This is a genomic window from Nitrosomonas sp. (assembly GCF_019752415.1).
Classification (GTDB): domain Bacteria; phylum Pseudomonadota; class Gammaproteobacteria; order Burkholderiales; family Nitrosomonadaceae; genus Nitrosomonas.
In genome coordinates this window covers 1-11,807 of the sequence record NZ_JAIEME010000017.1, presented here as the reverse complement: position 1 = coordinate 11,807, position 11,807 = coordinate 1, and the positions used below count along the sequence as shown (strand labels likewise).

8 protein-coding genes are annotated in these 11,807 nt (G+C 48.6%); 4 read left to right on the top strand and 4 right to left on the bottom strand.

The annotated features are described in order from the left end of the window. Positions 1–218: 218 nt before the first annotated feature. The gene (hrpA, locus tag K2P83_RS04010) at positions 219–3,974 is read right to left on the bottom strand and encodes an ATP-dependent RNA helicase HrpA (RefSeq protein WP_292926590.1); all 3,756 of its coding nucleotides are present in this window, start codon (positions 3,972–3,974) and stop codon (positions 219–221) included. A 272-nt stretch (positions 3,975–4,246) separates the two neighbouring features. Here hrpA and K2P83_RS04005 point away from each other — a divergent pair, with 272 nt between their 5' ends. The 3 genes from K2P83_RS04005 (at position 4,247) to K2P83_RS03995 (ending at position 5,703) form a co-directional block, all read left to right on the top strand. Continuing rightward, positions 4,247–4,627 carry a hypothetical protein gene (locus K2P83_RS04005; RefSeq protein ID WP_292926589.1) on the top strand — a complete coding sequence of 127 codons (381 nt, stop codon included), beginning with the start codon at positions 4,247–4,249 and terminating at the stop codon, positions 4,625–4,627. Between the two features lie 41 nt (positions 4,628–4,668). Next, positions 4,669–5,163 carry a hypothetical protein gene (locus K2P83_RS04000; protein ID WP_292926588.1) on the top strand — a complete coding sequence of 165 codons (495 nt, stop codon included), beginning with the start codon at positions 4,669–4,671 and terminating at the stop codon, positions 5,161–5,163. 195 nt (positions 5,164–5,358) lie between these two features. Further along, positions 5,359–5,703, top strand: a complete 345-nt coding sequence (locus K2P83_RS03995; RefSeq protein WP_292926587.1) for a DUF3024 domain-containing protein — start codon at positions 5,359–5,361, stop codon at positions 5,701–5,703. 425 nt (positions 5,704–6,128) lie between these two features. On the opposite strand, the gene K2P83_RS03990 is transcribed toward K2P83_RS03995, so the two are convergent. After that, complete coding sequence (locus K2P83_RS03990) at positions 6,129–6,509, bottom strand: hypothetical protein (protein WP_292926586.1); 381 nt, start codon at positions 6,507–6,509, stop codon at positions 6,129–6,131. Positions 6,510–6,767: 258 nt separating this feature from the next. Between K2P83_RS03990 and K2P83_RS03985 the strand changes: the two genes are divergently transcribed. Continuing rightward, positions 6,768–7,637: a universal stress protein gene (locus K2P83_RS03985; RefSeq protein WP_292926585.1), complete on the top strand. Its 870-nt coding sequence runs from the start codon at positions 6,768–6,770 to the stop codon at positions 7,635–7,637. A 32-nt stretch (positions 7,638–7,669) separates the two neighbouring features. Here the strand turns inward: K2P83_RS03985 and K2P83_RS03980 are convergent, their stop codons facing one another. Both K2P83_RS03980 and K2P83_RS03975 read right to left on the bottom strand, forming a co-directional pair. Then, positions 7,670–10,384: a cation-transporting P-type ATPase gene (locus tag K2P83_RS03980; RefSeq protein ID WP_292926584.1), complete on the bottom strand. Its 2,715-nt coding sequence runs from the start codon at positions 10,382–10,384 to the stop codon at positions 7,670–7,672. A 100-nt stretch (positions 10,385–10,484) separates the two neighbouring features. Next, complete coding sequence (locus K2P83_RS03975) at positions 10,485–10,919, bottom strand: universal stress protein (protein ID WP_090319757.1); 435 nt, start codon at positions 10,917–10,919, stop codon at positions 10,485–10,487. Between the last annotated feature and the right edge of the window lie 888 nt (positions 10,920–11,807).

Genomic DNA, 11,807 nt, shown 5'->3' with positions numbered 1-11,807 from the left:
ACAAGCGGGTTTGATATAGCTGCCAAATTTCCTGGCGATCCAATAATGTTAAGCGAGTGCGTTTGTGTATGTTCATCTACAGTATTCTCCTGAATACTGTAAACAACGCTAGGAATTCTTACAACTAAGTAATCGAAATCACTCGCAATGATCAAAACAGTTCCGTGCTACTTTTCCCTCCGGTAACTCCGGAACTGCCCTTCACCTGCCTTCGCAGATTATGCTTGCACACTTTCCCACAATTTCTGCAACCGTTTAACGGACACCGGAAACGGCGTTTTCAACTCCTGCGCAAACAGTGAAATGCGTAATTCCTCAATCTGCCAGCGGAATTCATCGAGATTGTCATTCTGATGGCTTATTTTCTGATGCTTCTCGCAATGTTGCAGATACTGCCGCCAGAGTGGCGTGATTTCGGCGCTATTGCGCTCGTCACGCTCGGGATTGGCCGGTAATTTTTCCAGACGTAACGCCATGCCTTTCAAATAACGCGGAAATTGCTGCAAGCGCTGCCATGCCGTTTTACTGAGAAATCCAGGATAAATCAGCTTTCCAAGCTGCTCATCCAATTCAGATTTGACGCGATCGTTTCGTGTCGATGCTAATCGTCCCAGCACAAGCTGATATTCACTGCCAATCTGCTGTAACAAACGGGCAAGTGCTGCGGTCACTTCCGGCAGACGGCTTTTTGCTCGCTGGCCGTGCGCGGCAAATTCAGCCGCTGTGCGCGGTAGCGGATCATCATGCAGCAACGCGCGATCCACGATGGCATCGAGCATATCCTGCTTCAGATCGCCCGGATTGATCCGGGTTACCAGCTGCACGCTGGCCTGCTTTAATCCTGGCAAGTTCTTTTCTATTTGTTTGAGCTGGTCTTTCAGCGTCAAACACAATAACCGTCTGACACCCAAGCGCATCGCGTTGTCCGCAGCCTGCTGCGTATCAAACAGCCGGATAGCGGCGTTGTCCGTTTTATCGATCAGCGCCGGATAACCAGTCAATGATTGCCCGTTCCTTTTAAAAGGCACCTCCACCGGCAAATCGCCAAAATCCCATTGCGTGATAGCATCGCGTTCAATACCGATGTCATCGGTCCCGGCATCGCGCTTTACAAAAGTCATCTGCGCCGCTTTGCCAAGCTGTGTTTGCAATTCGGCGAGATTACGGCTCATGGCCAGCTCTTGCCCGGCATCGTCCATCACACGAATATTCATCAGCAAATGTGACGGCATATCGGTGATCTGCCAGGTTTCTGCCGGAACTGTCAAGGAAGTCTTTTGCACAATAAATTTTTCCAACGCCTCCTGTAATGAAATTTGCTGCCAGGAACGGGTTTGAAGATCCAGGAATCCGGTAACCGATTCCGGCAATGGCACGAGAATACGGCGGATTTGCTTCGGTAGCGCTTTCAAATACCAGGTGATTTTTTCACGGATCAGACCGGGAACCAGATAACCCAGTTGTTTGGTATCCAAACGATTCAGCAACGGCAGCGGTACGGAAACCGTCACGCCATCGAGCACATGACCGGGATCAAACCGGTACGTAAGCGGCAAAACACTGCTATCCGGCAGCGTCATCGTTTCCGGGAACTGTACTTCGGTAATATGACCGGCTTGATGGCGCATCAGCAATTCGCGCTGTAGATAGAGCAAATGCGCATCGCTTTGCTCGGCCTGCTTACGCCATTTTTCAAATCCCGCGCCGTTGGTTATATTTGCCGGAACGATGGCATCGTAAAAAGCGAAAATCTCCTGCTCATCGACCAACACATCCTGCCGTCGCGCTTTGTGTTCCAGCGCTTCGATCTCTTCAATCAGTGCTTGGTTATGCGCAAAAAAAGGCGCTTGCGTGACATACTCACCCGCCACCAGTGCCGAACGGATGAAAATCTCACGCGATTCCTTGGGATTGATCGAGCCGTAGTGAACCGGCCGTTTCTGGACAATGACAAGACCATACAACGTCACGCGCTCGTAAACTATCACTTGCGCCTGTTTCTTCTCCCAATGCGGGTCAAAATAGTGTTTCTTGCACAAATTAGCAGCGATCCGCTCCAGCCACTGCGGTTCGATTTTGGCGGCGCAGCGCGCATACAGCTTGCTGGTTTCAACCAATTCGGCGGCGACTACCCATTTGGCTTTGCCTTTCTTTAACACCGAGCCGGGAAAAATGGCGAACTTGATGCCACGAGCACCCAGATATTCCCCTTCCTTCTCGGTTTTAAAACCGATATTGCCGAGCAAGCCGGGCAATAAAGCGCGATGGATTTCATCGTAACCCGCGGGTATTTCATTCGGTTTAAAACCCAACTCGGTCATCAGCACGTGCAGCTGTCCATGAATCTCGCGCCATTCGCGCAAACGGCGGTACGACAGAAAATGCTCGCGGCATTGCGCCATCAGTTTCTTGCCGGATTTTTTGTGTTTCAGCAGATCGTCGAAGAAATCCCACAATTTCAAATACGCCAGAAAATCCGAGCGTTCATCCTGGAAGCGGCGATGCGCATTATCGGCAGCCGCTTGCTGTTCAAATGGACGGTCACGCGGATCTTGCAGACTCAATGCGGAAGCGATAATTAATATCTCATGCAGGCAATTTTCCTGCTTTGCCGCCAAAATCATGCGGGCAATCTTGGGATCAATCGGAAACTTAGCCAGCCGCCAGCCGATGTCGGTCAAATTGCGGTTATCGTCGACTGCGCCGAGTTCCGCCAGCAACTGATAACCGTCAGCAATCATGCGCGGCGACGGCGGCTCGAGAAATGGAAAATCTTCGACATCGCCGATTTTCAGCGACTTCATACGCAGAATCACGGAAGCCAGCGATGAGCGCAGGATTTCCGGATCGGTAAACGCCGTCCGCCCCTGAAAATCCTGTTCGGAATACAGCCGGATGCACACCCCATTCGCCACCCGGCCGCAGCGTCCGGCGCGCTGATTGGCCGATGCCTGCGAGATTTTTTCCACCAGCAATTGCTCGACCTTGTTGCGGTAGCTGTAGCGGTTGATGCGCGCCAGCCCAGTATCGATCACATAATGAATCCCCGGCACGGTCAGCGACGTTTCCGCCACGTTGGTCGCCAGTACAATGCGGCGCGCGCCGTCCGGTTGAAACACCCGCTCCTGCTCGGCCACCGACAACCGGGCGAATAGTGGCAAGATTTCGATACTCGAATGAAAACGGTGAAACGAATGCTTGCGCAAGGTTTCGGCGGTTTCGCGGATCTCGCGCTCACCCGGCAGAAACACCAGAATGTCGCCGGAACCCAGCGCCATCAACTCATCGGCCGCATGGATAATGGCGCGCTGCATATCGCCGTCTTCATCATCGTCCACAAGCGGCGGGTGATAATAAATATCCACCGGATAAAGCCTGCCGCTCACCTCAATCACCGGCGCATCGTTGAAATGCCGGGAAAAACGCTGCGCGTCGATGGTTGCGGAAGTCACGATCAGCTTCAGATCCGGCCGCTTCGGCAGCAATTGCTTAAGGTAGCCGAGCAGAAAATCGATATTCAGGCTGCGCTCGTGCGCTTCGTCGATGATCAGCGTATCATAAGCCTGCAACAGCGGATCGCCCTGCGTCTCCGCCAGCAGAATACCGTCGGTCATCAATTTGATGTAACTGTCCGCGCCGATCTTGTCGGTAAACCGCACCTTGTAACCGACCGCCTGCCCCAGCGGACTGTTCAATTCTGCCGCAATCCGCCCCGCCACCGTCCGCGCCGCAATCCGCCGCGGCTGCGTATGCCCGATCAAACCATGCACCCCGCGCTTCAACTCCAGGCAGATTTTCGGGATTTGCGTAGTCTTGCCCGAACCGGTTTCCCCGCAAATGATCACGACTTGATGATTCTCGATCGCTTCTTTGATTTCCTCGCGACGGGTGTTGACCGGCAAATCCTCCGCATACGTTGGGCGAGGAAGATTGGCAAGCCGCTTGGCGATGACTTCGGAAGAGAGTTTTTTCATAGAGATTCATACGGATAGTACCGGCTAATAGCCTGATCATCAGGTTACCTGGTCCGGAGGATGGCAACTCCCGTTTTTCCGTGGTTAAACTATAATGATTGCAGTAATTTTTTAGCAGGTGGTGATGTCACATTTTTTTGAATCGTTCACTACCTTCAATCGCATAAAGCAAAATTATGATGATAATCTACAAAACATCGGATTTTACGACATTATCTGATAGGTTATTGGACGAAAAATCTTATTAATTACGCTAGCTATTAGATCTTCAGATGAATAAAATCTTGTATATTTTGCTATTTATCTCAATGCAATCGGTAGCTGAGTGCTATGTAGTGGGCGAATTTAAAGGCCAAAGCATTCGTCAAAATGAAAATTTTATGTTCGCAGCTGATAGCATGACCGATCAAAAATTCATGATTGATATCGATGGAAAAAATAGCAAGGTAACACCAACCGATATGAACTGTACGCAAATAGGAAGGAATACGGTAGTATGCGTTGATTCCGAACCTGAAACATCAGCTATTGTAACCTGGTCGATGTATCCAGACAGAAAAATTGCTATGTACACGAAAACTATAAATGGTTATGGCAACTTTAGCGGTGGCAGTCTTTTTAAAGGTCAAATCTTAGGCCAATGCAGCAAATAGCTAACTTAGCGTTAGAACGCGCAGACATCGGAGAAAAGCAAATGATGATGCTGAGGTTTATAGCCATCGCACTTCTCGTACCGCTGATGGCAGCGTGTGCAACCGGATATCAAAGCTCAGGATTTACGGGTGGTTTCAAAAACACGCAGTTGTCCCCTGATGTTTTCCGAGTATCGTTCTCAGGAAACGCATTCACATCCAGTGATCGAGTTCAAGACTTTGCATTGCTACGAGCCGCTGAATTGACACTTGCAAACAACGCACAGTATTTCACTGTGATAACTTCCGCCGACCAGTCACGAATCGACGCACATGTATCGCCTGGCTCATCGCATACATCTGGAACCGTATCTACCTATGGAAACACTGGCTATTACTCCGGAACTACAACCTATTCTGCACCTCAGGTACAAACATACTACAAGCCTGGTGTTGGAATGATGATTCGTACTTTCCAAGCCAAGCCAGAAGGTGGTGATGTGTTTGAAGCTAACTTCATTGCCAACTCAATCCGAACTAAATACAGAATCAAGTAATAAAGCGCTGTAGATTGAAGTGACATCAGGAACTCCAACATGTTGCTATCTTGAAGCGCACAGTGACCTGGTCAAGTAAAACCGGACAACCCGTAAGGTGGAAGCCCGTCAGGGTGTTCCGTCGCTTGCAACACTACGCTATATTTTATACTTTTGGCGGAGCACCTTATAACACAACATCACGAGACACGTTAAATGCCACTATCCGAATTTGAACGAGAGAGAATCGAGAAGCTTTTTGGCGAATATTGCCGGAATACGGTTCCGCCCCATGTTCGAAACCAGATCCGAATCGAATACAAAATTAGAGGAAGTGAAGTAAAACTGTTTGAGTGCCGTCCGCGCTATGACGATCCTTCAATCTGGACCGAGATGCCAGTCGCTCGGTTCAAGAAAGACGAGAAGAACAACACATGGCTGCTGTACTGCGCAGACCGCAATAGTAAATGGCATCTTTTCGAGCCCAACACCGAGAACAAAGACATTGAAAAACTGCTGGCCGAGGTCGAACGTGACACCACGGGAATATTCTGGGGTTAAAGTGACGTATAACCCGTAAGGCAGAAACCCAAGGTATTCTGCCGCATGTAACGCCGCGCTTGTAGTTTGCAGTAACGCCAGAAACTCCAACATTCACTGGAATTGAAATTGCTCCCTTTTATGCGATCATATTTTGTTCTGTTTCAAAGAAGCGATCCCAAACGAAAACAATCAAATCGGCATCGAGAAAACAGATCACAAATTATTGTTACCCAAGGAATCCCTGAAGAATCGGGTTTACACTACCCCCAAAGACGACTCGCTACTACAGCACTCATTAAATTTCATCATGATCATTTTTCTCGTGCGCTTCAGCAATAAATTATTTGATTGATAGTAATTTCCTATTGTTACCGGTTTCAATCGGTATCGTTAGCGTAATCCAAGCATTCCAGCCTTCTGGTCTATTCTCGGCATCAAATTCCTTATAACCTCTGAGGTTCAAATGGTATTCTTGCCTGACCGCCAAGCACGGAATCGGAAAAGGTGTATGTTGGTGTGATAAATAGCAGATTGGTACGGGCACTTATACCTGTTTCGATTCTGCCGCCAATCTCGAAATTCTTGCCTGTGGCTGTACTCGTAGAAGCGTGGTGGTAAGTAAACGAAAGAGACCAGCCCGGCTTGGTCAGTGTAGCGGCGAGACTGCCAAATTGCCCTGGTAGCCAAAAACTCGCACCGCCCTCATCGGCTTGTGTATCTGGAGATGCGGTTGCACATGCAAATGCAAATGCAAATGCAAATGCAAATGCAAATGCAAATGCAAATGCAAATGCAAATGCAAATGCAAATGCAAATGCTATCATTGGTGCAAAAATGAACGATATGATTCTGTTTCGTCTCAAAGTATTAACAAAAATCGAAAACCGACCCATTTGTAAAAGTGCACACAATCTAAATTTGCCCTAACTGGTTAAACATGTTAGGCATATCAAATTGGAGGAATATAAAAATGAAAATAGATAGTTAATTCTATTCTAGTCCCAACTACCTAGTGTGTCTTTTCAGGTTGAGTGGAATTATGTACCGCACCGTATATGACAATTTTTGAAAGAGATAACTTTATGATAGAAAATTCTGATATTTATAATTTACTACTAGCCACTGATCTCAGCAGTCGATGTGATCGCGCATCGGACCGTGCGGCGCAATTGGCCCAAGCCTGGAGCGCTAAATTACTAGTGCTACATGCAATAGATCCTACCTATGCTGTTCGCTATGCGAAGATGACGCAAGAGCTACCTTCGTGGCGACATCCAGAAGATTACCGGACAGTTGCGGCACGTCGATTGAGTATGGATTTGGCGTCCGATAATATAGACGCTGAAGTATGCGTGACTGAAGGCATTCCCTACGAAGTCGTGCTCGAGGCCGCACGCCGGGAAAATAGCAATCTAGTGATCACTGGTCTGGGACGCGATGAATCTCTCGCTCGTACTCAATTCGGCAGCACCCTCGACAAACTACTGCAAGAACTACCGGTTCCACTAATGATCGTGCGTCGCCGGGTACGAGGCCCCTATCGGCATGTGGTAGTAGCGACAGATTTTTCGCCAGCATCGCAGCCAGCTTTAGAGACTGCAATACGTTGGTTTAGTGATGCACAACTAACGTTGTTCCACGCTTATGAGGGTGCCGGTTTGGGAGGAGATATACTGGCGAATGAAGCATGGAAGACCATTGCCAACGATCAGTGCGATAGCTTTCTTGCCGAAATGGCACTTGAACCATCAGTTTTGCATCGCCTTCATCGTGTAATTGACAGAGGCCATCCGGAAGTACTACTGTGCGATTACGTAAGTCACAAGGAGATCGACCTTGTAGTGCTCGGTACACATGGCCGCAGTGGATTTCTTAAAACGATGCTCGGAAGTACAGCCGAGAATCTATTGCATCTTCTGGAATGCGATACCATGGTCGTGCGGGGCAGGTAACTTGCTGCAAGATAAGCTGGAGAATATTCATTTCATGATTTGATGGTGTTAAGACGCAGGCGGATCTGTTTCTCGGTTTCAAGGATGGCAAATAGCGCGACACCAATCCCGATGACCAGCAAGCCATCCAGAAACGGTATTGCTTCCGTGCCGAATATTGTCTGTAGAGGCGGCAGGTAGGTAATGGCCAATTGTGCTACGGTAACGACAATTACTGACATCCACACCATTTTGGTGCCGCGCACCGCTTTCCAGGTGAGCGATGTGCCGTATATATTGCGAATAAAGAACAAAGTGAATATTTCCATTGCCACCAGCGTATTCACCGCGAGGGTGCGGGCCAATTCTATGCTGTAGCCCCGGTCAGTCGCATAGGAATAAATGCCATATACACCGCAAAGACACAAGATGGATACCAACAGTATGTACCACACCAGCTCACCACCCAGCAGCGGTTCTCCTCTTGGGCGCGGCGGACGGCGCATGGTGTTTTCCTCGGTCGGTTCGAAAGCGAGCGCAATACCTAATGTAATGGCGGTAATCAGATTAATCCATAAAATCTGAATCGGGGTTATCGGCAGCGTCATACCGAGCAATAACGCCACTATGATGATCATCGCTTCCCCAGCGTTGGTGGGCAATGTCCAACTGATGACTTTTTTGATGTTGTCATAGACCGTTCGCCCTTCGCGCACGGCGCTGGCAATGGAAGCGAAATTGTCATCCGCCAGCACGAGCTCGGCTGCTTCCTTGGCAGCTTCGCTGCCTTTCTTGCCCATCGCAATGCCGACATCGGCACGTTTTAGTGCGGGCGCATCGTTCACCCCATCGCCTGTCATGGCTACCGTCATGCCGTGTGATTGCAATGCCATGACAAGGCGCAATTTATGCTCCGGACTGGTGCGGGCGAAAATGTCACACTCCAATACCGCTTCTTTCAAGGTGGCGTCATTCATTCCATCTAGGTCAGCCCCGGTAAGAACCTTAGTGCGGTTTTGCAAGCCAATTTGTTTGCCGATCGCTGCTGCTGTCTTGGCATGATCGCCGGTAATCATTTTCACGCGAATACCGGCTGTGTGGCATTCCGCTACAGCTGCAATGGCCTCAACACGCGGTGGATCAATCATCCCAGTCATGCCGAGAAGCGTGAGCGTGCTTTCAATATCCGTGCGCTCCAGCACGGTATGCTCTGATTGAACGGGCTTGACAGCGAATGCCAGCACGCGCTGACCGAGGGCGGCGATGCTATCCGCCTTTTCTTGCCAATAAGCTTTGTTCAATGGCTCCACATTCCCGTCCGCAACGCTTTGAGTTTCGCACATGGCAAGAATCTGCTCCGGCGCACCTTTGATGGACACAAATGCGCGGTGTTCATGGTCATGATTCAGCGTTGCCATGAAACGGTGTTTGGCATCAAAAGGAATGGCGTCGGTGCGCGTCCAGGCTGCCTGTTCCTTTCGAATTTCAATGCCTATTTTACTGGCAAAGGCTAGCAACGCACCCTCCATCGGATCGCCTTCCACCGTCCACACACCCTCATGATCATGCAGTGCTGCGTCATTACACAGGGTTGCAGCGCGTGCGAGCTCTTCCAGAACAGTATATTCGGCGGGAGAAATTTCGGTATTTTCCAGCAATAGTGTTCCCCGCGGTTCATAGCCTATGCCTTGCAATGTAAAGAGATGTTGATGCGTTAGCACCGAGGAAACCATCATCTCATTGCGGGTCAGTGTGCCGGTTTTATCGGTGCAAATCACCGAAACGGAACCGATGGTCTCAATCGCAGGCAATCGCCGTACAATGGCATTGCGTCGTGCCATCGACTGCACACCCACCGCCAGCGTGATAGTTAGTACCGCGGGTAAGCCTTCTGGAATCGCCGCAACCGAAAGTCCCACCACTGCCATAAACATCTCAGTAAACTCATGATGGCCGACAAAATAACCATAACCAAGCAAAAACGTGGCAATTAACAGAATGAAGATGGTCAGCCACTGAGCGAATGCCCCCATCTGTTTTACCAGTGGCGTGGTCAGTGTTTCCACTTCCGACAGCAAGCCGCTGATGCGCCCAATCTCGGTGGAAGTACCAGTGGCCACCACCACGCCTTTGCCTTGACCGGAGGTGATCAACGTACCGGAAAACGCAATACAGGAACGATCACCTAACGGCGCATCGAAGGGAACTGGCTCGGTATGCTTCTCTACCGGCACGGATTCGCCGGTAAGAATCGCCTCTTGAATCTGCAAACCGTGTGTTTTCAGCAGCCGCAGATCGGCGGGAACCTTATCACCTGCTTCAAGCAGCACAATATCACCGGGCACAAGTTTTTCTCCCTCAATACTATGACGCTCACCGCTACGAAGTACCGAGGCATGGGGCGCCAGCATTTGACGAATAGCATCCATCGCCTTTTCTGCTTTTCCCTCCTGAATGAAGCCGATGATTGCGTTGGCTAGCACCACCGCCAGAATGACGAAAGTATCTATCCAATGGTCCAGAACTGCCGTGATGACTGCGGAACCGAGCAGTACATAAATTAGGATATTGTGGAATTGCAGCAGGAAACGCATGATGTCGCTGCGTTTTGGCGGATCCAGCAGGCGGTTAGGTCCATGACTGTTCAAAAGCGCCTCGGCTTCGTGCCAAGTCAATCCTGCTGACGTTGTGTCCAGTTTTTCTAATACCGAATCAATGCAGATGTTGTGCCAAGCTGGTTGTGTTCTTTTTGTTTTTATTTCCCGCATTATTGTCCACCATAGTCAATAATATAAAACATAAGATTATTCCCAGGCATAGATCACCCCTACCAAGCCTTACCCATTGCTTAACCCGGTTTCGACGCGACTACTTGACGAGCAGCAACGGCTTTTCGGTGAGGTGAATAACCTTGCTCGCCACTGATCCGAGCAGCAGATTCTTTATCGTACCCATGCCGCGCGTACCCATCACGATCAAATCACAGTGATACTCACGCGACAAGTCAATAATGACTTCGGCCGGATTCCCTGTGCGCACATGCACATCAAACGGAATACCTGCACTCTCGAGGCGAGCTTTTGCGGGCGTCAGTAATGCCATCCCCGCTTCTTCACGCGCCTTCTTGATACTCAGTATATCTAAAAGCGGATCTTCATTAAAAACCACTTCGTTCATTTGAACTGGCTCGCACACATTGAGTAGATGCACATGTAGCTTACTTGTATCCAGTGTATCCACTATCTCATCTATAGCACGCATCGCGTTTTCTGAGCCATCGAAAGCAATCAGGGTAATAGTCATGACGAGATCCTCTCTCTAATAATTGTGATCAAATAGATTGAAACTTTAACGCACATTTCTCGGCCATGCTATCAATTATTTATCTTAAGAATGCATTCCGAGAAAACGAGAATTAAGTGCGGCAGGCTGGAGTGACGCGAAGAACTCCAATATTTGCATTAGCACAGCAAAGTGAATCCAAGAATCCGGGTACAAACCTTAAATTGGAGCTGAAGCTACCCCCTTGAATGGACACACTTTCTGTTTAAAGGAAACAGTCCCAAGCATAAACAATCATATTGGCATTGAGAACATACAAGCAGATTACAAATTGTTGTTACTCAAAAGAACTTGAAGAATCGCGTTTATACCGATCCCCAAGCTGCGCTTATTACAACAGATAAACACCCGTCAGATTCCATTACCACCTTTTTTCTTTCAGAATTTCCATAAAATCATAGAGGGTGATCGTCGTAATCTCATTCGATAGCGGGAATCTATCCTTCCCGGCATAAATAACAAACGGCCTTTCTTGAGGATGACAGGTTTCTAGAAATGCTTGGAGCGGTTGAGGCGGATTATAACTGGCTGTTTCATGACTATTGTTTAGTAGTCTTACGGACTGACTGTCATCTTTATTTGGACAGCAAAGAATCATTGCAATGGAATGCAAGAAACGCGAAGCGGCAATTTTCTAGACCTGACACTATTTTTCTTGTGAAAAAGAATTCATGAAATTCATTGATGAGAATTTGTAAAGTTTATGTGGGTAATTTGTGAATATATTGTGAACTTTTAATTAAGTTTGGACTTCGAACAAATTCAGAAGCTTTATTATTAATTTTTTGGGAGTGTTAAAAATGAATAAGAATTATGTCAGTCATAACACAGCGATTGCCCTTAGTTTGG